General features: G+C 59.5%; 21 protein-coding genes. 11 read left to right on the top strand and 10 right to left on the bottom strand.

What is annotated here, in order from left to right; all coding sequences use genetic code 11:
- Positions 1-70: 70 nt before the first annotated feature.
- The 3 genes from ACSMDR_RS13710 to ACSMDR_RS13700 form a co-directional block, all read right to left on the bottom strand.
- Positions 71-568: a putative pterin-binding protein gene (locus tag ACSMDR_RS13710; RefSeq protein WP_005901669.1), complete on the bottom strand. Its 498-nt coding sequence runs from the start codon at positions 566-568 to the stop codon at positions 71-73.
- Between the two features lie 95 nt (positions 569-663).
- On the bottom strand, positions 664-2,301 hold the full coding sequence (groL, locus tag ACSMDR_RS13705; protein WP_436468607.1) for a chaperonin GroEL: 1,638 nt from the start codon (positions 2,299-2,301) through the stop codon (positions 664-666).
- A 39-nt stretch (positions 2,302-2,340) separates the two neighbouring features.
- A complete protein-coding gene (locus ACSMDR_RS13700) occupies positions 2,341-2,634 on the bottom strand; it encodes a co-chaperone GroES (RefSeq protein ID WP_005901665.1) in 294 nt (97 codons plus the stop codon).
- A 248-nt stretch (positions 2,635-2,882) separates the two neighbouring features.
- On the opposite strand from ACSMDR_RS13700, the gene ACSMDR_RS13695 reads away from it, so the two are divergent.
- Positions 2,883-4,217 (top strand): MATE family efflux transporter, encoded by a 1,335-nt coding sequence (locus tag ACSMDR_RS13695; RefSeq protein ID WP_436469324.1) that lies wholly within the window; start codon positions 2,883-2,885, stop codon positions 4,215-4,217.
- 132 nt (positions 4,218-4,349) lie between these two features.
- Here ACSMDR_RS13695 and ACSMDR_RS13690 read toward each other — a convergent pair whose 3' ends face one another.
- Positions 4,350-4,814, bottom strand: a complete 465-nt coding sequence (locus ACSMDR_RS13690) for an FxsA family protein (protein ID WP_436468606.1) — start codon at positions 4,812-4,814, stop codon at positions 4,350-4,352.
- Between the two features lie 435 nt (positions 4,815-5,249).
- Between ACSMDR_RS13690 and aspA the strand changes: the two genes are divergently transcribed.
- The 3 genes from aspA to ACSMDR_RS13675 all read left to right on the top strand — a co-directional run bounded on the left by aspA (position 5,250) and on the right by ACSMDR_RS13675 (position 9,429).
- Positions 5,250-6,692, top strand: coding sequence for an aspartate ammonia-lyase (gene aspA, locus ACSMDR_RS13685; RefSeq protein WP_436468605.1), 1,443 nt, complete (start codon positions 5,250-5,252; stop codon positions 6,690-6,692).
- 130 nt (positions 6,693-6,822) lie between these two features.
- Complete coding sequence (locus tag ACSMDR_RS13680) at positions 6,823-8,142, top strand: anaerobic C4-dicarboxylate transporter (RefSeq protein ID WP_436468604.1); 1,320 nt, start codon at positions 6,823-6,825, stop codon at positions 8,140-8,142.
- Between the two features lie 204 nt (positions 8,143-8,346).
- Entirely contained in the window at positions 8,347-9,429 is a 1,083-nt protein-coding gene (locus ACSMDR_RS13675) for a porin (RefSeq protein ID WP_005901655.1), read from the top strand.
- 75 nt (positions 9,430-9,504) lie between these two features.
- Here the strand turns inward: ACSMDR_RS13675 and mdtH are convergent, their stop codons facing one another.
- Positions 9,505-10,698 carry a multidrug efflux MFS transporter MdtH gene (mdtH, locus tag ACSMDR_RS13670; protein WP_436469323.1) on the bottom strand — a complete coding sequence of 398 codons (1,194 nt, stop codon included), beginning with the start codon at positions 10,696-10,698 and terminating at the stop codon, positions 9,505-9,507.
- A gap of 94 nt (positions 10,699-10,792) precedes the next feature.
- Here mdtH and ACSMDR_RS13665 point away from each other — a divergent pair, with 94 nt between their 5' ends.
- Entirely contained in the window at positions 10,793-11,686 is an 894-nt protein-coding gene (locus ACSMDR_RS13665) for a LysR family transcriptional regulator (protein WP_040319149.1), read from the top strand.
- Positions 11,687-11,790: 104 nt separating this feature from the next.
- On the opposite strand, the gene ACSMDR_RS13660 is transcribed toward ACSMDR_RS13665, so the two are convergent.
- On the bottom strand, positions 11,791-13,560 hold the full coding sequence (locus ACSMDR_RS13660) for a M4 family metallopeptidase (protein ID WP_436468603.1): 1,770 nt from the start codon (positions 13,558-13,560) through the stop codon (positions 11,791-11,793).
- A gap of 333 nt (positions 13,561-13,893) precedes the next feature.
- On the opposite strand from ACSMDR_RS13660, the gene ACSMDR_RS13655 reads away from it, so the two are divergent.
- Both ACSMDR_RS13655 and ACSMDR_RS13650 read left to right on the top strand, forming a co-directional pair.
- On the top strand, positions 13,894-14,448 hold the full coding sequence (locus ACSMDR_RS13655) for a GNAT family N-acetyltransferase (RefSeq protein ID WP_005910528.1): 555 nt from the start codon (positions 13,894-13,896) through the stop codon (positions 14,446-14,448).
- Positions 14,448-15,008, top strand: a complete 561-nt coding sequence (locus ACSMDR_RS13650) for a GNAT family N-acetyltransferase (protein ID WP_436468602.1) — start codon at positions 14,448-14,450, stop codon at positions 15,006-15,008. Before ACSMDR_RS13655 ends, ACSMDR_RS13650 begins: the two co-directional genes overlap by 1 nt.
- A gap of 77 nt (positions 15,009-15,085) precedes the next feature.
- Here ACSMDR_RS13650 and ACSMDR_RS13645 read toward each other — a convergent pair whose 3' ends face one another.
- Both ACSMDR_RS13645 and ACSMDR_RS13640 read right to left on the bottom strand, forming a co-directional pair.
- Positions 15,086-15,382, bottom strand: a complete 297-nt coding sequence (locus ACSMDR_RS13645) for a hypothetical protein (protein ID WP_005910532.1) — start codon at positions 15,380-15,382, stop codon at positions 15,086-15,088.
- Positions 15,383-15,773: 391 nt separating this feature from the next.
- Positions 15,774-16,940 (bottom strand): multidrug effflux MFS transporter, encoded by a 1,167-nt coding sequence (locus tag ACSMDR_RS13640; protein WP_436468601.1) that lies wholly within the window; start codon positions 16,938-16,940, stop codon positions 15,774-15,776.
- Positions 16,941-17,131: 191 nt separating this feature from the next.
- On the opposite strand from ACSMDR_RS13640, the gene ACSMDR_RS13635 reads away from it, so the two are divergent.
- The 3 genes from ACSMDR_RS13635 (at position 17,132) to hemW (ending at position 19,955) form a co-directional block, all read left to right on the top strand.
- On the top strand, positions 17,132-17,851 hold the full coding sequence (locus tag ACSMDR_RS13635) for a metallophosphoesterase (protein ID WP_436468600.1): 720 nt from the start codon (positions 17,132-17,134) through the stop codon (positions 17,849-17,851).
- A gap of 220 nt (positions 17,852-18,071) precedes the next feature.
- Positions 18,072-18,665, top strand: a complete 594-nt coding sequence (gene rdgB / locus ACSMDR_RS13630) for an RdgB/HAM1 family non-canonical purine NTP pyrophosphatase (RefSeq protein WP_005900122.1) — start codon at positions 18,072-18,074, stop codon at positions 18,663-18,665.
- 144 nt (positions 18,666-18,809) lie between these two features.
- Positions 18,810-19,955, top strand: a complete 1,146-nt coding sequence (gene hemW / locus ACSMDR_RS13625) for a radical SAM family heme chaperone HemW (protein ID WP_436468599.1) — start codon at positions 18,810-18,812, stop codon at positions 19,953-19,955.
- Positions 19,956-20,046: 91 nt separating this feature from the next.
- Here hemW and ACSMDR_RS13620 read toward each other — a convergent pair whose 3' ends face one another.
- Together ACSMDR_RS13620 and zntR are read right to left on the bottom strand one after the other, a co-directional pair.
- Positions 20,047-20,283, bottom strand: coding sequence for an alternative ribosome-rescue factor A (locus ACSMDR_RS13620; RefSeq protein WP_005900120.1), 237 nt, complete (start codon positions 20,281-20,283; stop codon positions 20,047-20,049).
- 150 nt (positions 20,284-20,433) lie between these two features.
- Positions 20,434-20,868: a Zn(2+)-responsive transcriptional regulator gene (zntR, locus tag ACSMDR_RS13615; protein ID WP_005900119.1), complete on the bottom strand. Its 435-nt coding sequence runs from the start codon at positions 20,866-20,868 to the stop codon at positions 20,434-20,436.
- A 465-nt stretch (positions 20,869-21,333) separates the two neighbouring features.
- Between zntR and purH the strand changes: the two genes are divergently transcribed.
- Complete coding sequence (gene purH / locus ACSMDR_RS13610) at positions 21,334-22,926, top strand: bifunctional phosphoribosylaminoimidazolecarboxamide formyltransferase/IMP cyclohydrolase (RefSeq protein WP_436469322.1); 1,593 nt, start codon at positions 21,334-21,336, stop codon at positions 22,924-22,926.
- Positions 22,927-22,937 lie beyond the last annotated feature (11 nt).

Here is a 22,937-nt window from a genome sequence, read left to right as displayed (position 1 = left end):
TGAGAGGATGGAAATATAGAGAATGAGCAACAGTGGCCAACTCTTTCTTTTCACCCGCACACCCACCTTGTCAGTTCTGAATATCGAGAGCACTCAACTGCCAGATCATCATATCGGTAAAGGCAGACTGCTTGAGTTCCGGATATTGATCCAAGGGTAGGATAAACCAAAGGGGCCCCTTGTCACGTACCCGCATGGTGATGCCATCGTCCTGCCACGCCAAAATGGGGTCATATCGCTTTACGGTCTCCCAATCCACCTTGATCTGGAAACTGTTGAGGGCTGTAAGGGTGATGCTCTTGCCCTTGGCATCAAGGGCAGCAAGCAGATCTGCCACCTTGGGGCCTTTGTAGTGATGAGGCTTGTCCACCCAGGGATTGCTGGTGACTATTTCGTGCTGTGGCAGGGACTGAATGAGCGAGAGGTCCAGCTCGACCTTGCCAGCGGGTGTCCCTTCGGTATTCACATTGCCGGAAACGGTCAATATCACGGGGCCTTGCGGCGCCTCCAGGGCCATGGCCGGGCCAGCAAGGCAAAATAGCAGAGGGATGAGCCCAATCTTTATCATAAATACACCAATGATTTTATTATCAATACTTTCAGTCTAGCCGCCCTAAAAAAAAACGGCCCGCCAATGCGAGCCGTTTAATGACGAGAGCGAGATTACATCATGCCGCCCATGCCACCCATGCCGCCCATATCAGGCATCGCAGGGCCATCTTTCTTCGGCAGGTCGGTGATCATGCACTCAGTGGTGATCATCAGGCCGGCGATGGAAGAGGCAAACTGCAGGGCAGAACGAGTCACCTTGGTCGGATCCAGGATACCCATGGCCAGCATGTCACCGTACTGCTCGGTGTAAGCGTTGTAGCCGAAGTTACCTTCACCGTTCTTCACGGCGTTGGCAATGACGGAGGCTTCTTCACCGGCGTTGATTACGATCTGACGCAGCGGGGCTTCCATGGCGCGAAGGGCAACCTTGATACCCACGTTCTGGTCTTCGTTGTCGCCACGCAGGCCAGCCAGTTTGGCGGCTACGCGTACCAGCGCAACACCACCACCGGCAACCACGCCTTCTTCTACGGCAGCGCGGGTGGCGTGCAGGGCATCGTCAACGCGAGCTTTCTTCTCTTTCATTTCAACTTCGGTGGCAGCACCGACCTTGATCACGGCAACGCCACCAGCCAGTTTGGCTACGCGCTCTTGCAGCTTCTCGCGGTCATAATCGGAAGAGGTCTCTTCGATCTGCTGACGGATCTGGGCAACACGGCTCTCGATCAGGGTCGCATCACCCACACCATCGATGATGGTAGTGTTCTCTTTGGTGATGACGATGCGCTTGGCACGGCCCAGATCTTCCAGGGTCGCTTTTTCCAGCTCCATGCCCACCTCTTCGGAGATGACAGTACCGCCGGTCAGGATGGCGATATCTTGCAGCATGGCCTTGCGACGGTCACCGAAACCAGGTGCCTTGACGGCAGCCACTTTCACGATACCGCGCATGGTGTTGACCACCAGGGTCGCCAGGGCTTCGCCTTCCACGTCTTCGGCGACGATCAGCAGGGGTTTGCCCGCCTTGGCCACGCCTTCCAGCACCGGCAGCATTTCGCGGATGTTGGAGACTTTCTTGTCGACCAGCAGGATGAAAGGATCATCCAGCTCGACGGCGCCGGTTTCCGGTTTGTTGACGAAGTAGGGGGAGAGGTAGCCGCGATCGAACTGCATCCCTTCCACTACGGCCAGTTCATCGTCCAGGCCCTGACCATCTTCAACGGTGATGACGCCATCACGGCCTACTTTGTCCATGGCTTCGGCAATCAGTGCACCCACTTTCTCGTCGGAGTTAGCGGAGATGGTGCCCACCTGAGCGATGGCATTGCTGTCGGCGCAAGGCTGGGAAAGGGACTGCAGCTCGGCAACGGCCGCCACGACGGCTTTGTCGATACCGCGCTTCAGGTCCATCGGGTTCATGCCGGCGGCGACGGCTTTCAGGCCTTCGTTGACGATGGCTTGAGCCAGTACGGTAGCAGTGGTAGTACCGTCACCGGCGGCGTCGTTGGCCTTGGAAGCGACTTCCTTGACCATCTGGGCACCCATGTTCTGGAACTTGTCTTCCAGCTCGATTTCGCGGGCAACAGAGACGCCATCTTTAGTGATGGTCGGGGCGCCGAAGGACTTGTCCAGCACGACGTTGCGGCCTTTCGGGCCCAGGGTCACTTTAACGGCATCGGCCAGGATGTTGACGCCTTCCAGCATTTTGATGCGAGCTTCGTTGCCAAATTTAACTTCTTTAGCTGCCATGATTCTTGAATCCTTTAGTCAATTCGGGGGAAGGGAAAATTACGCTTCGACGATCGCCAGGATGTCGGTTTCGGACAGGATCAACACTTCCTGACCGTCCAGCTTCTCGCTCTTGACGCCGTAACCTTCGTTGAAGATCACCTTATCGCCGACTTTGACAGCGAGGGCTTTCACTTCGCCATTATCCAGAATTCGACCAGTCCCCACGGCCAGAACCTCACCACGGGTGGACTTCTGAGCCGCAGTACCAGTCAGGACGATACCGCCAGCGGATTTAGCTTCAGCTTCGATGCGCTTAATGATGACGCGGTCGTGCAGTGGACGAATTTTCATCGATAACTCTCCCAAAATGAGTCACTTTGTTACTTGAGGAATGGCCATTCCTGGCCAAATTGCATATGACCCAGATGTGGGGCACTTATGCCTCCCCTTCAAGGGCGGATACAAAAAAAAGTTTTTCACGTACCATGAATATCTTCGATGGATCGCCGTGCCCTGCCATGGACCCGAGTTTGTCTTTCGGCAAACCAGACCTCAGTTTCCAGCCGTGAAGAGACGAGCCTTTGACCCGACCCAATACCATGCTGACTGCCCCCATGCCTGCCGTATTGCTGCGCATGACGGGGCCCATGATCCTTGGCATCATCGCCATACTGGCTTTCAACCTGGTCGATACCTTCTTCATCGGCATGCTGGGCACCCAGGCACTGGCCGCCATCAGTTTTACCTTTCCGGTGACCTTCGTGGTCACGTCTCTGGCCATGGGACTCGGGGCCGGGCTCTCGGCCCTGATTGGCCACACCCTGGGTCAGGGCAGACATGAAGAGGCCGCCCATCTGGTCACCGACAGTCTGTTTCTCGCCGTACTGCTGGTGCTTGCCCTCTCCCTGCTGGGCGCCCTCACCATAAATCCCCTGTTTCGCCTGCTAGGGGCGAGCGAGGCACTGATCGCCCTCATTCATGACTACATGCTGATCTGGTACCTGACGGTACCCATGCTGGTACTGCCCATGGTCGGCAATGCCGCCATCCGCGCCACCGGAGACACCAAGACACCGAGCCTGGTGATGGCGGTAGCGGGCCTGGTCAATGGCGTGCTGGACCCTCTGCTTATCTTTGGCATAGGTCCCTTCCCTGAGTGGGGCATCAGTGGCGCAGCCATCGCGACCTCTCTCTCTTGGCTGATGGCCATGCTGGTCAGCCTCTATATATTGCGGCACAGGGAGGGTCTGCTGCGCTGGCGACTCTCGCCACGCCAGCGTCTGCTGGTCCACTGGCGGGCCCTGCTACATGTCGCCGTGCCTGCCTCCTTCACCAATATGCTCAACCCCCTGGCCAATGCCGTGCTGATGGTCATCTTCGCCGGCCTTGGCACCGAAGTGGTCGCAGCCTACGGGGCGGCCTCCCGGGTCGAAGCCCTGCTGCTCATCGTCATGATGGCCCTCTCCTCGGTGCTGGCCCCCTTTGTCTCCCAAAACTGCGGGGCAGGCAACCCGGCCAGAGCCAAGGCGGCCCTGCTGCTCTGCATGCGTTTTGCCTTGCTGTTGCAACTCGCCATCTATGGGCTGACCTGGTTACTGGCTCCCCTGATAGCCAATATGTTCAGTGACCATCCGCAGGTGATACGCCTGATAGTGCTCTATCTGCATCTGGTACCGATTGGTTATGGTTTTCAGGGCATGGTGATGCTGCTGGCCTCCGCCTTGAACGGGGTGCGCGCCTCCAGCATCTCATTTCTGTTCAATGGCTTGCGACTGTTTGGTTTCTTGCTGCCCGGGGCCTGGATCGGCGCTAGGCTGGGCGGGGAAGAGGGTATCTATCTGGGAATACTCATCGCCAACCTGGCGGCGGGTTGTCTGGCCTGGCTCTATGCCCGCCATCGTTTCGAGCAGCTTTGCCATCAGGGTCGCCGCTGAACCGCTGCGCCATGTTTTCGCTCTCTCCACCCGCAAGACATGTCGATGCCCGCACGCAGAGAACCAAGAGGCCGCTTGATGCGGCCCCTTCAGATTTCTTGTGCGGAAGCGATGCCCCTTGGCCGCAGGAGACTACTCCTTGTCCTTGCGCTCGAATTCACCCTCTATGATGGTGCTGGACTCCTCGCGCAACTGTGACGATGGGGAGTAAGGCCCTTGAGACTGAAAGCCCCCCATGGCCCCTTGTACCCTGACGCCCTTGACCAGCTTGTCGGCCAGACGGCTACGCAGCGGCGGCAACAGCAGCAATAGACCCAGCAGATCCGTGACAAAACCCGGAACAATCAATAGCAGGCCAGCCAGGGCCAGCATCATGCCGCCCATCAGCTCGCGGGCTGGCATCTCGCCGACCTGCATCCGCTGCTGGGCTTCCATCAGGGTCTTGAGCCCCTGACTGCGCACCAGCGAACTGCCTATCATGGCGGTCAGCACTATGAGTATCACAGTCGGCAAGGCACCGATCACGGTCCCCACCTGGATCATGACGGTCAGCTCGAGCAGAGACAGGCCGACAAATAACAAAAACAACTTACCCATATTGACCTCAGTACGGCTTGATGTGGTGGCCAGTCTGGCTGGCGCTCGCCTCTCCCTGCGATCAGGGCGGAAGGCGGCGTTCTTTCCTAATAGATGGGGGAACTATCGACTTTTTCAAGGTAAAGCGCGATCCAGCCGTCATTTTAGGGAATATTCCCCTGAGATGACTGGGCGTGAGTCCCTTGTTCTGTCACAGTAATTGGGTCATTTGCAACATATGTTTAATCGTCGCAAAAAATTTGGGAATCCCTCAAATTTAGTGATCTAGCTCTAACATGGGATACCCCCATTGAGGTAAGATCACTGACAGTTATCGGGGAGTTATTCCCCTACCGCCCCACTCGATGTGTGGTGCTTCAGGATGAGCTGTGCGCAAGGAACTCGCGACCACTCGGTGAGGATCATTTCCATTTATTTGATTTCTGAGGCATTACAATGAGCGACATCATAAACGTCCGCATTGAAGAAGACCTGCTGGGCACCAAAGAAGTTTCTAACGATCTCTACTACGGCGTCCACACCCTGCGGGCTGTCGAAAACTTCAAGCTGAGCACTCAGAAAATTTCTGATGTCCCCGAGTTTGTCCGTGGCATGGTGCTGACCAAGAAGGCAGCGGCCCTGGCCAACGGCGAACTGGGCACCATGCCCCCCGAAATTGCCGACAAAATTGTCGAAGCCTGCGATCTCATGCTCGACACCGGCAAATGCTTCGACCAGTTCCCGGTCGATGTCTATCAAGGCGGCGCCGGCACCTCGGTCAACATGAACACCAACGAAGTACTGGCCAACATCGCCCTCGAGATCATGGGTCTGGAGAAGGGCCGCTACGACGTCATCAACCCCAACGACCATGTCAACAAGTGCCAATCCACCAATGATGCCTACCCCACCGGGTTCCGCGTCGCCGTGGTCAACAGCACCGACACCACCCTGGATGCCCTGGAAGATCTGATCACCGCCTTCGACGCCAAGGCCAAGGAGTTCAGCTCTGTGCTCAAGATGGGCCGCACCCAACTGCAAGATGCGGTACCCATGACCCTGGGTCAGGAGTTCCACGCCTTCGCCGTCACCCTGCGTGAAGAGATCAAATCCATCAAGCGTTGCCAGGAGCTGCTGCTGGAAGTGAACCTTGGCGCTACCGCCATCGGTACCGGCCTCAACACCCCGCCCGAGTATTCTGCCCTGGCGATCCAGCGTCTGGCCGAGATCACTGGCCGTGCCTATGTGCCGGCAGAAGATCTTATCGAAGCCACCTCGGATTGCGGCGCCTATGTGATGCTGCACAGTGCCATCAAGCGCCTGGCCATGAAGCTCTCCAAGATCTGTAACGATCTGCGTTTGCTCTCTTCCGGTCCACGTACCGCCCTCAAGGAGATCAACTTGCCGGAGATGCAGGCCGGTTCCTCCATCATGCCAGCCAAGGTCAACCCGGTGATCCCGGAAGTGGTCAACCAGGCCTGCTTCAAGGTGTTTGGCAACGACATAACTATCACCTTCGCCTCAGAAGCCGGTCAGTTGCAGCTGAACGTGATGGAGCCAGTGATTGGTCAGGCCATGTTCGAATCCTTGAGCCTGATGAAAAATGCCTGCGTCTCCCTGCGCGAGAAGTGCGTGGAAGGCATCACCGCCAACCCGGAGATCTGCATGAACCATGTGCTTAACTCCATCGGCATCGTGACCTACCTCAACCCCTTCATCGGTCACCACGAGGGCGACATTGTCGGCAAGATCTGTGCCCAAACCGGCAAGAACGTCCGTGAAGTCGTACTGGAGCGCGGTCTGCTGACCGCCGAGCAGCTCGACGAGATCCTCTCCATCGACAACCTGATGAACCCGCAGTACAAGGCCAAGCGCTTCGCGCGCAGCGCCGTCGTATAAGCGGATCAGGGCCGGGATCACTCCCGGCCCTTAAAGCCATTTCCCGACCTGCTTGCATCCCGCCAGCCCATCGGGAAATGGCTTTGTGCCAAATGATTCTCAAAAACTAAAAATAAATGGAGTGTTCACTATGATTGGAATCGAGTTAGCTGTCGTGCTCGGCGCTATCTATCTGGGAGCCCGGATAGGCAGCATAGGCATCGGCTTTGCCGGTGGCTTGGGGGTTCTGGTATTGACCTGGGGCCTGGGCATGGAGATCCCAAGCGATCAACTGGTCAGCTATATCCCTTGGGACGTGATCATGATCATCGCGTCCGTCATCTGCGCCATCGCCTGCATGCAACTGGCCGGCGGCATGGATTATCTGGTCTCCCTGGCCGAGAAGGCGCTGCGCAAGAATCCCAAGCACATCACCTTCGCCGCCCCCGTCGTCACCTACTTGATGACCATGCTGGCAGGGACAGGCCACACTGCTTTCTCCACCCTGCCGGTCATCGCCGAGGTGGCCAAGGAGCAAGGCATTCGCCCCTCCCGTCCGCTCTCCATCGCGGTTATCGCCTCCCAGATCGCCATCACCGCCTCGCCCATTTCGGCCGCCGTGGTGGCCTTCTCCGGGATGCTGGAGCCTTTTGGTGTCGATTACTTGACGCTGCTGGCCATCTGCATCCCCTCCAGCTTCCTCGCCTGCATGGTCGGCGCCTTTGTCGCCAACATGATGGGCAAGCCGCTGGATCAAGATGAAGTCTATCTGGAGCGCAAGGCCAAGGGTCTGATCAAGCTGCGCGGCACCAGCCAGGTCGAGCTCAAACCCTATGCCAAACTCTCGGTCGGTATCTTCATCGCCGCCATCGTCGCCGTCATGGCCTATGCCACCGCCATTTCCAGCAATGTGGGATTGATTGCCCATCCGCCCATCCCCCGTGATGGCGCCATCATGGGCATCATGCTCGCCGCCGCCACCATCATGACCCTGGTGTGCAAACTGGACGCGACTCAGGTCACCAACATGCCGACCTTCAAGTCCGGCATGTCCGCCTGTATCTGCGTACTGGGTGTCGCCTGGTTGGGTAACGTCTTCGTGAAGGGCAACATGGATACTATCCAGCTTGTCGCAGGCGATCTGCTCAACAGCTATAGTTGGCTGCTGGCCGTGGTGCTGTTCTTCTCCTCCATGCTGCTCTACTCCCAGGGCGCCACCACCAAGGCGCTGATGCCAGCAGCCCTGGCACTGGGCGTCAGCCCGCTGACCGCCATCGCCTCCTTCGCGGCCGTGAGCGCTCTGTTCGTGCTGCCCACCTACCCGACCCTGCTCGCCGCGGTGGAGATGGACGATACCGGCTCGACTCGCATTGGCAAGGCGGTGTTCAACCACCCCTTCTTCGTACCGGGTGTGGCGACTATCGCCATGGCCGTGACCCTGGGCTTCTTCTTCGGTGGCCTGATGCTCTGATAGCCTCATTCCCTTTAATCAAAAGCGACCTCCGGGTCGCTTTTTTGTCGTTGTGCGTCACAGAAACGCTGATTTAGTGCGCAAAGACATTGCGGCTTCAGCTCCAGTCAAGCTTACCGCTCTTAAAATGGCTACATCGGAAAAATACCGATCATTCAGGACCCTAGAGGGCCCTGGAGAGTACTTACCCCAGAGGAATTGACAATGAAAAAGACTGCATTGACCATGGCTGTTTCCAGCCTGATGCTGGCCGGTACCGCCCAGGCTGCCCCCCTGTATGATCAAGACGGCACCAAGCTGGAGATCGGTGGCCGCGTTCAAGGCATGTACTACGGTACCAGCAGTGACGCCCTCGAAGGCGATCAGAGCTACCTGCGTCTGCACGTCGCCGGTGAGACTCGCATCGATGACGAAACCAAGGCGTTCGCCTTCGCCGAATACAACCTGCCGACTTCCGGTTCCGACAACGACGAGCTGCGTTACGGCTACGTTGGCATCCAGAACGATCGCTTCGGCGCCTTCAGCTACGGTCGTCAGGACGGTCTGTTCGCCAAAGCGGTCAACAACTATACCGACGTGCTGCCGGAATGGGGTGGTGACGGCCTGGGCAAGGACACTGACGTGTTCGGTACCGGTCGTAACAACGGTCTGGCCCAGTACATCTATACCTATCAGGGAATGACCCTGGGTGCCCAGTTCACTGGCAAGAATGATCCTTGGAATGACAAGGACAGCAAGTGGATGAAGGGCTCCGACGAGGGCTATGCCCTGTCCGCCAACTATGACTTTGACATGGGTATCTCCCTGGGTGCTGTCTACAACATGGCAACCAAGACTGGCGACCAGAAAGAGCTGGCCTCCTTCGGTGGTGATGACGATGCCCAGCTGTACGGTGCCGGTATCAAGTACACGGCCGGTAACCTCTACCTGGCTGCCACCTATGCCCATGGTCAGGATCATGTCTTCGTCAGCAAGAATGGCCAGAGCGGCTATGCCGAGAAGAGTGACGGTTATGAAGCCGTGGCCCAGTACAGCGTCACCCCCAAGTTCAAGCCGTCCCTCGCTTACCTGCGTACCGACGTGAAGGATGACCGCAGCGGTGCCAACATCGACGATACCCTGACCGAGTACGTCAGTGTGGGTGCCTGGTACAACTTCACCGACAACTTCAACGCCTATGTTGACTACAAGATCAACCTGCTCGACGAAGATGGCTCCGATGGCTACAGCAGCCTGGGCCAAGTGTCTGACGACGTGGTCGGTGTCGCACTGCAGTACAACTTCTAAGTCCGGATTTGGCGCCAAGCCACCTCCCGATACAAAACCGGCCGCTGATGCGGCCGGTTTTTTCATATCTGGCATTCAGGCCCGCAGCTGCGCCAGTTCGGGACGACGGGCAAAACAGTGACTGAGCAACAGCAGGGTCACCACGCCGACGGTGCCAAGCACCAGCCAGGGCAACCAGGGCTGCCCCTGGACACTGGCATAGTCATGCAGAGCGCCTCCCCCCACATAACCACTCATGCCACCCAGCGCCAAACCGAGCCTGCTGAACCCCATGTAACTGCCTCGCGCACTCGGGTGGGCCAGCCGGGTCATCAAGGTCTCCCGGGCCGGTTCCACTATGATGATGCCGAGATAGAAGCAGGCCAGCAGCACAAAAATGGCTTCGAGGGTGGTGGCGAAGGCAACCAGCCCTATGCCGGCGGTCATCAGCAGCATGCCCGCCAGCAGCCGGGTTTCCAGCCGGAAGTGACGCTCGCCGTAGCGCGCCAGCGGATAGAGCAAGGAGAGCGACAGCGCCGCCTCCAGGCTATACATCCAACCCACCGCCGTACTGCTGCCGGCCATCTGCTTGACCAGAATGGGGAAGATCAGCATCACCTGCACCCAGAGCGCGTAGTATCCGCTCAGGATCAGCACCACCCGGCAAAACGCCTTGTCCGCCAGCACACGATTGAGCCCGGCCTTGATGGGCGCGGGGCGCAAGGAGATCTTGTAGGCAGGCAAGATAAGCCCGTTGCACAGGGCCGCACTGACGAACAGGCAAGCCCCCAGCAGGCAGACATATTCGAAATCGAAGTTGAGCAACCAGCTGCCGAGCAGGGCGCCGAGCACGGCACCGGCGCTCTCCAGCATCATCAGCAACGAAATGTAGCGTCCACGTTGATGGGGCCGGGTGAACTTGATGACCAGGGCCGCCCGTGGGGGATCAAACAGGCACCCGCCCAAGCCGGAGATGATGCAGGAGACGATAAGCGCCAGGCCGCTCTCGGCATAGGCCAGACTGGCAAACCCCACCGCCCGCAGCAGCATGCCGCCGACGATCAGTGGCCGGGCACCGAATCTGTCTGCCAGGGAGCCACCAAAGATACCCAGCCCCTGCTGAGTCAGCTGACGCAGGCCCAGCGCCAGACCCACCACCCCCGCCGCCCAGCCAAGTTGATCGACGAACCTCAGGCTTATCATGGGCATCACCACGAAGAACCCCAGGATCACCAGCAAGGAATCCAATGCCAAAAACCAGCGTCCCCGCCGCCGCGCCCGCTCTACCATAACCACCTCAGACCCCAATTGATGCTGCTATTCTGCGAGGGCTCCAGATATAGTGGTAGCCGACAACTGGCTATATTTCATATCGGGATTTTTTATGGCTATGACGCTCGATGATCTGCAACTGCTGCTCGATGTGGTCAACCGGGGCAGCTTCAGCAAGGCGGCTGCGGTACGGGGCTGGTCACAACCCATGGTGAGTCAGCGCATCGCCGTACTGGAACACGCCCTCGGCCAACCGCTGTTTCGCCGCCACCGCCGCGGCGCCACTCCTACCGCGGCTTGCGAGCAGTTTCTGCCAGCGGTCAGCAGCGCCCTCGCCGCACTGGAGGCCGGCCAACTCGCCTTGCAGGGCACCCCGCTGCTGCCACGCATTCGACTCTCCTGCCTGCCCTCCCTCACCACAGTGGTGTTCGGCCCCCTGCTGCTGGAGTTGGTGGATGAAAGCTTCGAGATCCGTTGCAGCACGGATCACTCCGGCATCATCATGCAGGAGCTGTTGACCGGAGAGACCGATGTCGGCTTCATCCTCAAGTGCCCCGCCATCGCCGGCATTCAGCTCGAGCTGCTCTACCGCTCTCCCATCATCGCCGTTGCCTGTGCCACCCATCCCCTGGCGGGGCGCCAGGGACTGACCCTGCAAGACATTGCCAACGAGCGCCTCGCCCCCCAACAGTGGGGCACGGGGTGCGACGAGCTGTTGATCCAGCTGCGGCTGCTGCGCCAGGTAACCCGTCCACTGCACGCGATTCAACCGGCCAGCGCAGCCCGTGAGCTGGCCCTCGAGCACGGCTTCATCACCCTGATGCCAGCGCTGGCCATCGCAAGAGATCTGGAGTTTGGCCGCCTGGTACAACTCGATGTGACGGATCTGCCGCCGGATCACTGGGATGTCATGATGGCCTGGCGCAGCGGCAAGCGGCCTAATCGGGAAAAGGAGAGAGTGATCGAGGCCGCCCGCATGCTGGCCAGCCACTGGGCGGGCAAATAGTCCGGCGATCGGCCGCTCATCCTTGCCGCCTCGACAGCTGATATAAAAAAACCACCTCATGAAGAGGTGGTCTTGCTGAATGCCAGAAATAAAACATCATTATATCAATAGCTTGCCTTGAGGCTCACACCAGAGAAGGCACTAAAGCCACTCAGTTGCACATGCCAGGTGCCCGCCTTGGGCGCATTGAGGGTGCAGGTCTCGGTGTTGCCACTCTTGTAGGGGCGGCAATCGTAGCTGGTGCTGGTTGGCACAGCACCAAATTTCACATAGAGATCCGCATCACCGCTGCCGCCACTGCTGGCAACCACAAGCGTGCTCTTGCCGGCCGGAACCTCAATGGTGTAATTGAGTTTGCCCCCCTGGGCTCCCGCCAGTCCGGTCAGGGCCACGCCGTTTTGCAACACACTGCCCCCTGAGGGCGGCGTACCACCACAACTGGCATTGACGCCGACCGTCTGGAAGGCACGGTTGATGTCGGCCAGGCTGTAGCCCAGATCGGTCGCCGCCTTGGTCACGCCACAGGCGCCCTGATCGTAGTCGGTGTTGGGGCCCCAATAGAGGCGGTTCGCCAGCACGAACACTTCAAACGCCTTGCGGGTATTCCAGCCATTGCTGGTCGCCAACAAATAGAACGCGCGGTTATAGACCCCCGAACTATGGTGCACATCCATGCCGCTGCGATAATCGCTGGCATGGCCAATGGAGCTGCCATCCCGGGTCGGATCCTCGAAGTAGCGCAAGGAGCCGCTGCCCTTGAAGATCTGGGCGCCCACCAGCCAGTCGTTGCTGCCTTTCATGAAGTTCTCGGCAGCTTCCCCCGCCATGTCGGAGAAGGCCTCGTTGATGCCGCCGGATTGATTGGCATAGACCAGCCCCGCGTTCTGCTCGGTAAAGCCGTGGCTCACCTCATGAGCGGCCACATCCAGGCTTACCAAGGGATAGAAGGTGGTAGCGCCGTCACCAAAGGTCATCTGGCTGCCATCCCAGAAGGCGTTCTCATAGTTGCGGCCATAGTGGACCCGCATCTTCAACTTGAAGCTGAGCGGCGCCGTGTTGTACCAGCTGCGGTACATGTCGAACACCACATTGCCGAAGTAGTGGGCATCATTGAGGGGCGAGAAGGCGCCGTTGATCTCCTTGACCGTATTTTCCGGGCAGCTGAACTGGTGAACGCTGCCCCCCGAGGTGGCATGATTCATGTTGATGGTATCGACGCTGGCACTGCTCATCCGGCAGTTGGCATCGACCAGCAGGGGGCCGAAATCGGCGCCATAGAAATACTTGCCGGTTTTGGTGTTGCCGCCCGGACCGCTGGCATTCTGATGATTGATCCCCTCCCAGCGCTTGAGCTCGGCACCACTGTGGGCATCGACCATCACGAAGGGGCGGCTCGGCGCCTCGCTCGCCGCCAGCCAGGAGACCAGATAGACCAGACGCGCCTGTCCGGCCTCATCTTGCACCACGAACAACTTGACCCGCTCGTTGCTACCCTTGGCGCCATTGCGCGCCTTGACCGCCGCCTCTGCCGGTCTAAGGGTCGCCACAGGGCTAGCCACATCCCCCTCTATCTGGCGCAATATCTGCCCGGACAACTTGCTGACCTGGCCACCAAGGGATTGCTCAGCCACCAGCACCTGACCCCACACCGGGATACCATGCCAGGTCTGCTCATAGCGGACCCGCTGCTGGCCATTGGGCAGGGTGACGGCACGAACCTGACGGTACTCGCCATCCCCTGCCAGGGCGCTCACCCCCGCCGCGCCACTCGGCGCCCCCTGAATACCGGCAACCTGTTCAATTGCGACTTGTTCGGCGGCCAGAACGGCGCCACCCCAGCATGCCAGCGCGACGGCCAAATAGACTCTGTTCATCTCTTCTTTCCTTAGGTCGATGATATCCCGGGCCACTCCCGGCGCCTCTAAGCTAGCGGGACCGCCACAGATTGCGCCCTGTCAGAACTGACAGCTCAGCACAAAGGGATAGCAGGATCTGCTGAAGAGTCTGCAAGGGCCCCCCAGAGAGAGGACAGACGATATTTCCTGCCGGAACGTGACCGACAAGTCTCCCTTGCCCCCCCCATATTTGCCAGCAAGAGCGCTCCCCCATGACCAAGGAACAAGGGCAAGGTCGCCATGGCGCTCTGTAAGCCAATTGGCTACATTGGCACATCAAAGCACGACATAGACACACCGAGGCAAGACCCTATGTTCACCTGGCAACTGGATGACGAACTGGCACTGACTTTCTTGCAACCCGACATGGCAACCGAGCTCTATGCTCTCTGCCAGCAGAACCGGGAGTACCTCTCCCAATGGTTGCCCTGGGTGCCGTTCGTCCAGCGCCGTGACGACACAGCCACCTTCATTCGTCACGCCATCGAAGGCTTCGCCCGTGGCGACTCTCTCACCACGGCCATCGAGTATCAGGGGGAGCTGGTCGGAGTCATAGGTTACAACCGGATAGATCAGAATCTGGGCAAGGTCACCCTGGGTTACTGGCTGGCGGAGCGCTGGCAGGGCAACGGCATCATAGGTCGCGCCTGCCAGGCCCTCATTCATCACGCTTTCGAGGAAATGGGCATGGAGAAGGCGGAGATCAGTGCCGCCCTCGACAATGAGCCCAGTCGGGCGGTGTGCGAGCGACTCGGCATGCGCCAGGAAGGGGTGCTGCGCCGGGCCGAGCGGCTGGGAGACAGGGTCGTGGATCACGCCCTCTACGGCCTGCTGCGGGAAGAGTGGCTCCAGCAGAGGGATGCCTGATGGCGCTACCTCATATCAAGACGGCGCGCACCCAGCTCACCATATTACCGCCGGAACGGGCAGATCTGATGCTCGATTACCATCAACGAAATCGCCTGCATCTGGCGCCCTGGGAACCCAGACGCGATCCTGACTTCTATACCCTGGGTTGCTGGTTTACCCGGCTGCGAGAGAGCTACGGCCAGTTTTTCGCAGGCCAGGCGGTCAACCTGGTGGCCCTCGATGCCAGCGGTGCGCGGGTAATCGCCACCTGCAACTTCACCAACATAGTGCAAGGCATGTTTCAGGCCTGCCACCTTGGCTACTCGATAGATGAGGCCTATCAGGGGCAGGGACTGATGCAGGAAGTGGTACAAGGGGGGATAGATTATCTGTTCGCCGAGCTGGGGCTGCATCGCATCATGGCCAGTCACATGCCCGCCAATCTGCGTAGCGCAGCCCTGCTGGCACGGCTCGGCTTCGAGCGAGAAGGATATGCCCGCGACTACCTGATGATCAACGACCAATGGGAGGATCACGTGCTGACCTCCCTGCTCAATCCAACCTGGGCGCCGCGCTGACCCAAGCCATTGGGCGCCACCAATAAAAACGGGCCCGGGGATATGCCCCGGGCCCGTTTTTGTCAATCAAAGCCAACTTAGTTGGCTTTGGCATCGCTCACAGCGGCTTCAACCTTGTCGGCAGCAGCGGTAGCGGCCTTCTCTACGGCTGCGCCTGCATCGGCAGCAGCTTGCTTGGTGGCTTCGCCGGCGGCGGCGGCTTTGTCGGCAGCCTTGTCAGCAGCCTGTTCAACAGTGGCGCTAGCTTCGCTGGCGGCTTGTTCTACTTTGGCAGCAGCGTCAGCGGCAGGAGTCGCAGCCGGTGCCGCTTCTTCTTTCTGACCACAGGCGGTCAACATCAGACCCAGGATACCGGCTACCAGTACTTTGTTCATGTGCATACCCTCAAAAATTTGGAGAGATGGCATCGTTGCCATCACAGGCCAGCTGTACCCCTTTGTTCAAAGATGAATAAGGGAGCCAAGAGGCGCGCAAAATATAACCCTAACCCCAGTTAATGAAAACGAGTATCACAATGATATTTTCTCACCCACTGGATGAAAAAACCTAAATAACCCTATTTTTTTGATACAAAATTTCAACAAAAAACGATTTTATGAACAGTTAATCCACTTCCAAGGCAACAGGCTCCCCTATATCACCACTGTCGACCCCATAGTCCAGCATCTGGCAATCAGACAACTTTTGACAGGGAGGCAGCGTCTTGAGAGCGAGAAATAAAAACGGGGGCCTGAGCCCCCGTCTTGCACATCGCTGTCATCACCCTCAAGCGCTGGCGCAGAGGCGGCGGCCACGCCGGGTCAGCAGCATCACCAGAGGCGGCAACAATAACCACATGTGCAACGCCAGCTGGTTGAGTGGATCCGCAACCAGCGCCCCAGTGATGCCAACCAAGGCACCGGCCCCACTCATCTGGAAGAGCCCGAGCAGCGCGGCAGCCGTACCGGCACAGTGACCAAAGGGTGCCAATGCCATACCTGCGGCGGCCCCCAACACCATGGCAAAGCCGATGCTGGAGAGGAAGACAGGCCCCATCATGGCCAGCGGATGCGGGATATCTTGCACCAGGGTCAGCATCAGTGCCGACAGACAGATCACCAGCAGCCCCAACCGCAGCGTGCGTCTGGCCCCGACCTTGACGATGAAGCGGGGCGCCAGGAAACAAGTGGCGATATTGAGCACCGCATTGGCAGCAAACCAGTGGCTGAAGCCATCCATATCCAGTCCCAGCTTGACCATCAACTGCACAGGCGCCGCCGTGACGTAGGCCAGGATCACTGCCATCGCCAACATGCAGAGGCTGGCATTGAACAAGAAGCTGGGAGAGCGCAGTACCGGACTGTAGCGAGCCCAGCTGATCAGGGTGCCCTCACTGCGGGTCTCATCGGGGCGGGTTTCGGGCATGCGCCACATCAACCAGCTACCCACCAGGGCCGCATAACCGGCCATGAACCAGAAGTTGGCGGACCAACCAGCCTTGGCCGTCAGCCAGCCGCCGAGCAGGGGGGCCAGTGCCGGAATGAAGCAGATGGCACCATTGAGGTAGGAGATCATCTGACCGCTCTTCTTGGGGCCATAACTGTCACGAACCACGGAGAAGGCGGCCACCGACGTGGCGCAGGCACCAAAGCCTTGCAGCACCCGGGCCAGCATCAGCTCTCCCAGGCTGGCGGCAAAACCGGCGGCCAGGGCACTCAGGCCATAGAGCAAGACACCGCTCAGAGCGATTGGCTTGCGCCCATAACGATCGGCCAGCGGGCCCACCAGCAGTTGGCCCAACCCCATGCTGAACAGGAACCAGGTGATGGTGCCTTGCATCAGGGTCACCTCGGCCCCCAACTGCTCGGCCATCTGCGGGATAGCAGGCAGATAGATGTCGATGGCCAGGGGGCTGAACAACACCAGGAGCACGAGTAACAGGATCAGGGGCATGACTTACCTCAATACAGGCCGAACCGGCCAAAGCTGACGAGAGTGGGGCGGCAGTCTACTGGCTCAGTGAAATGAACAGAAATGGTATTTACTCACTTTGGTTATTCCAAACAGGAAAAACCATTCCCCCCTTGCCCGCCCTTCCCGACTGACCGATAGTAGCCCAAGCCCCCTTAACCTGCTGCAGGCCTATGCCCCCCCACATCACTATTCCGGGTCGCACCTTGATCGTCGGCGATCTCCATGGCTGCCTGCAGCCCTTGCAGGAGGCGCTCGCCCGACTCGCCTTCGACCCCAGTGCAGGAGACAGGCTCTGCTCGGTGGGAGATCTCATCGACCGGGGGCCAGATAGTCCAGGCTGCCTGGCCCTGCTCGACCGCCCCTGGTTTCATGCCGTACTCGGCAACCACGAAGCCATGATGCTCGACGCGCTCGCCCCTGAAGGTCTGCCCTATGACGATAGGGCCTACCAGGACTCGCCAGCACGGACTCGCTGGCGCCGCAATGGTGGCGACTGGTTTGATGACTTGAGCCCCGCGGCCCAAGCCGAGATAAGAGGGCGTCTGCCGCAGCTGGCCCACCTGCCCCTGGCGCTGACCCTCACCACGGCCTTGGGGCGGCGTATTGGTCTGGTCCACGCCGATCCCGTCACTCAGGATTGGGCGGCGCTGACGCCGGCCTTTCTTGCCCGGCACAGGCAGGACCTGCTGTGGGATCGCGATCGGCTGCAAGGATTGCAACAAGCGCCCGCCCAACCGGCCCACTCCATCGCCAATATCGATCTGGTGGTGATGGGGCATACCCCCTTGCGCGGCAGCTGGCTGCGCCACGGCAACCTCTGTTGGATAGATACCGGTGCCGTCTATGAGGGGGAACTCACCCTGCTCGAGCCAGATACCCTCCCCCTCTAGACCAGCCTCATCGACCGGGAGCCACAATCTCGTCCAGTTTGCTGGGCGCAGCGCTGGCTACATGATGGGGCCATCTGGCCTTGAGGCGGTGCGCACTCTGCCCCCCCTCTTCCCATCTGGCTTCCTCTTTGCCTCTCAGCGCCACAAACTCGGCAATTGCTGCTTTGACTGACGGGGCCCTGCCCGTAGAATGCGCAGGTTATTTTTGCGGAGATGCACGATGAACAAGCTTGTCCTGGCAACAGGAAACCAGAAGAAGGTCAAGGAATTGGCCGCCATGTTGGCCGACATGAAGATCCAGGTGGTCCCCCAGAGCGAGTTTGCCGTGCCAGACGCCGATGAGACAGGCACCACCTTTGTCGAGAATGCCATCATCAAGGCCCGCCATGCAGCGCGCCTCACCGGCCTGCCGGCCGTGGCCGATGACTCCGGCCTGGAGGTTGACCTGCTGCATGGACGCCCCGGCGTCTACTCGGCCCGTTTCGCAGGAGAAGGGGCCAGCGACAGAGCCAATCTGGACAAACTGTTGGTCGAACTCAACGGTGCCCCCGACTACCTCAAGAGTGCTCGCTTCTGGTGCGTGCTGGTCTATATGCGCCATGCAGATGACCCTACCCCCATCATCTGCCAGGCAAGCTGGGAGGGCCTCATCATAGATGCTCCCCGTGGTGAGCACGGCTTTGGCTATGACCCGGTCTTCTTCGTGCCGGAGCAAGATTGCACCGCCGCCCAGATGCCAAGCGAGCTCAAGAACCAGCTCAGCCATCGCGGTCAGGCGCTCGCCAAGCTCAAGGCAGCCCTCGCGGCCCATTGATGTCAGGTTTGTCATGGTCAGTACGGGGGCCCAGGCCCCCGTTTCATTGCCCGGCGCTCTTCATTCGCACTGCCAATGCCCCCTCATCCCCGACACTGTCTTACACTGGGGCTCAGGCCTCTCACTGGATCCTTGGATAATCCCATGCTGCAACTGCCGCCCCTCTCTCTCTATATTCATGTGCCCTGGTGCGTCCAGAAGTGCCCCTACTGCGACTTCAACTCCCACGCCCAGAAGGGAGAGCTGCCCCATATGGAGTATGTGGCAGCCCTGCTTGAGGATCTGGACAGGGATCTGAAGTGGGCCCAGGGCCGGGCGCTGCACTCCATCTTCATCGGCGGGGGCACCCCCAGTCTGCTCTCGGTCGAGGCGATGCAAGCCTTGCTGGACGGGGTCAGAGCACGAATTGTGCTGATGGAAAACTGCGAGATCACCATGGAAGCCAACCCGGGCACCGTCGAGGCGGACAAGTTCGCGGGTTTCAAGCAGGCGGGCATCAACCGTATCTCCATCGGCGTGCAGAGCTTCCAGCAGGAAAAGCTGACCCGGCTCGGCCGCATCCATGGCCCACAGGAGGCCCGCAGTGCCGCCGCCCTGGCTCATGCCATCGCGCTGCCCACCTTCAATCTGGACTTGATGCACGGCCTGCCGGATCAGAGCCTGGACGACGCCCTCTATGACGTGCAGCAGGCCATCGACTGCGCGCCGCCGCACCTCTCCTGGTATCAGCTCACCATAGAGCCGAACACGGCCTTTGCTTCCAAGCCGCCCACCTTGCCCGATGACGATATTCTCTGGGACATCTATGAGCGGGGCCATGCCCTGCTGGTCGCCCAGGGCTATCGTCAGTACGAGATCTCGGCCTATGCCAAAGAAGGCTATCAGTGCCACCACAACCTCAACTACTGGCGCTTTGGCGACTATCTGGGCATCGGCTGCGGCGCCCACGGCAAGGTGACGGATCTTGCGGGACAAAGAGTGTTGCGCAGCGCCAAGGTCAAACATCCCAAGGGGTATCTGGACCCGGCGCGGGACTATCTCGACAGTCAATGGCAGGTCGAGGCGGCCGATCTGCCACTCGAGTACTTCATGAACCGCTTCCGCCTGTTCGAGCCCGTGCCCAAGTGGGAGTTCGAGGCCTACACCGGCCTGGCCCTCGAGCGGGTAGAGACCATGCTCGACATCGCCCACAGCAAGGAGCTGATCGACGATCTTGGGGATCACTGGCAGCTGACGGCGCTGGGCCACCGCTACCTCAATGTGTTGCTCGAACTCTTTATGGACGAGTAGCCACCGGGATGGGCTGATGCCATCTGATCAGCACCAAAGACAAGGGCGCCTCGGCGCCCTTTGCTTATCTCATTGTTCGGTAGAAACCCGCTCAGCAACAGACGCTCATCATCTGCTGTTGGCCGGGCTCCCACCGCTTGCCATTTTTGGCTTTGCGCTGATAACTGCCTTTGCCCTTCTTGCTCTGCTCGACCCGGGCCCGAAACAGCGGATCCCCGAGCAGCGCCTGCAGATGATTATCTTTAATCTCGCCACGCTGATGGGCATAGTGCCCGCCACCTGGTTGCTCCGCGTCTGCCTTGAGCACCTTCACTCTGTCATTGGCCATCGTTGGCTCCTTTCATTACCCCTTGGGGATCAGTGCCTTGCACCTGGGCCTCGTCCCCGGATTGCGGGGTGGGGACAAGGGGCGCTCGCTCAAAAACTCGGCAATTTTGTCATCAAATAGTGCATGGCACCAGCCCCTGGTCATTTGCCGTCAGTCGTGGGCATGATGCTCATGCTGACCCGGCGCGCCGGACTCGAGCACCTCCAGGATGGCGCAATGCTCGGCGGAACGGGGCTCGCCACAGCAGATCTCGGAGAGCTCGCGGAGGTTGCGGCGAAAACGCATCAGCTCGGCGATTTTCTCCTCCACTTGGGCGAGCTTGGCATCGGCCACCGCCTTGACCTCCTGGCAGGTCACCTCGGCCTTGTGGGTATCCAGGTCGAGCAGCTCACCTATCTCCGCCAGGGAGAAGCCGACCGACTTGGCTCGGATGATAAACTCCAGCCGTCGCCTATCCTGTTCGCCATAGAGCCGATAACCGGACTCATTGCGGATGCTGGGGGTGATCAGACCGCTCTTCTCGTAAAACCTCAGGGTATCCGCCTTGACCTTGCAGGCCTTGGCCAGCTCTCCAATCCGGTACATTTATCCTCCTTCAACCCAAGCATCCTCGGCCAGCGGCCTCGACTCGGGATCATCAAACCAAGGTCATTTGACACCAAATATCGCTACTATCCCGCCTTTGTCCCGTAATTGCCAGCCAAGGCCCGAAAAGCCACGCCAGAGCCATGCCAGACGTCCGCCCCTGGCCTAAACCACTCAAAAAGCAAACGTTTACCACCTCAGCACCGGAAAACGTTTAGCCCCTTACCACATAAGGGGTTGCTGAAATAAAAAATCCACCATGGCTCACATTTTTTGTGTAGAATACGCGCCCACAAGAGAGCATCGCACCAAGCGGGCATTTCCTAAAACACTCTTGGCCAAGATGGCCCCGAAGAGTGATTTGCGAAATACCCCCACATCCATTTATTTGGGGACTCTCTGTGTCATCTTGCGCTTATCGCCTGCCTGCCATGGAAGTCCCCGCACCCTGAGGACGATAGAGTGATGGAACAAGCCAGGCCCATTCGCCGCGCACTGCTGAGTGTTTCTGACAAGACCGGCATACTGGAATTTGCCAAGGCACTCAACGAGCGTGGCGTGGCTCTGCTCTCGACGGGCGGTACCGCCAAGCTGCTGGCCGAGGCAGGCCTGCCGGTGACTGAAGTGTCCGACTATACCGGCTTCCCCGAGATGATGGATGGTCGCGTCAAGACCCTGCATCCCAAGGTACATGGCGGCGTACTCGGCCGTCGCGGCCAGGATGAAGCCATCATGGCCCAGCATGGCATCTCTCCCATCGATATGGTTGTCGTCAACCTCTATCCTTTCGCCGCCACCGTCGCCAAACCCGGTTGTACCCTCGCCGACGCCGTCGAGAACATCGACATCGGTGGCCCGACCATGGTGCGTTCCGCCGCCAAGAACCACAAAGATGTCACCATTGTCGTCAAAGCCGCCGACTATGGTCGCGTGATCGCCGAGATGGATGGCAACGGCAACAGCCTGACCCTGACGACCCGCTTCGATCTCGCCATTGCCGCCTTCGAGCACACCGCCGCCTACGATGGCATGATTGCCAACTACTTCGGTACCATGGTGCCAAGCTATGGCGACAACAAGGAAGGCGACACCGAGTCCCAGTTCCCGCGCACCTTCAACAGCCAGTTCATCAAGAAGCAGGACATGCGCTACGGCGAGAACAGTCATCAGGCTGCCGCCTTCTACGCCGAAGAGCAAGCCGCTCCCGGTTCGGTGGCCAGCGCCATTCAGCTGCAAGGCAAGGCACTCTCCTACAACAACATCGCCGATACCGATGCGGCCCTGGAGTGCGTGAAGGAGTTCCCTGAGCCTGCCTGCGTCATCGTCAAGCATGCCAACCCCTGCGGCGTCGCCATTGGTGACGACCTACTCAGCGCCTACGATCGCGCCTATCAGACCGACCCCACCTCCGCCTTTGGTGGCATCATTGCCTTCAACCGCGAACTGGATGGTGCCACCGCCGCCGCCATTGTTGCGCGCCAGTTTGTGGAGGTGATCATCGCGCCGAGCGTCAGCAGTGCCGCCCGCGAGATTGTGGCTGCCAAGCAGAATGTGCGCCTGCTCGAATGCGGACAGTGGGCCGCCCAGGCGCAAGGGTTCGATCTCAAGCGCGTCAACGGCGGCTTGCTGGTGCAAGAGCGCGACCATGGCATGGTGACCCTGGGTGACCTGACCGTCGTCAGCAAGCGTCAGCCGACCGAGGCTGAGCTCAAAGACCTGCTGTTCTGCTGGAAGGTGGCCAAGTTCGTCAAATCCAACGCCATCGTCTATGCCAAGGCCGGTCAGACCATTGGCGTCGGCGCCGGCCAGATGAGCCGGGTCTACTCCGCCAAGATTGCCGGTATCAAGGCCGAGGATGAAGGACTGGTCGTAGCGGGTTCCGTCATGGCTTCCGATGCCTTCTTCCCGTTCCGCGATGGCATCGATGCCGCCGCTGCCGCCGGTATCGCCTGCGTCATTCAACCGGGCGGATCCATGCGCGACAACGAGGTGATAGCCGCCGCCGACGAACACGGCATGTGCATGGTGTTCACCGGCATGCGCCACTTCCGCCACTGATCATTCATTGA

It is taken from the genome of Aeromonas molluscorum, assembly GCF_051376105.1.
GTDB classification, from domain to species: domain Bacteria; phylum Pseudomonadota; class Gammaproteobacteria; order Enterobacterales; family Aeromonadaceae; genus Aeromonas; species Aeromonas molluscorum.
This window is presented reverse-complemented; position numbering and strand designations above follow the sequence as displayed.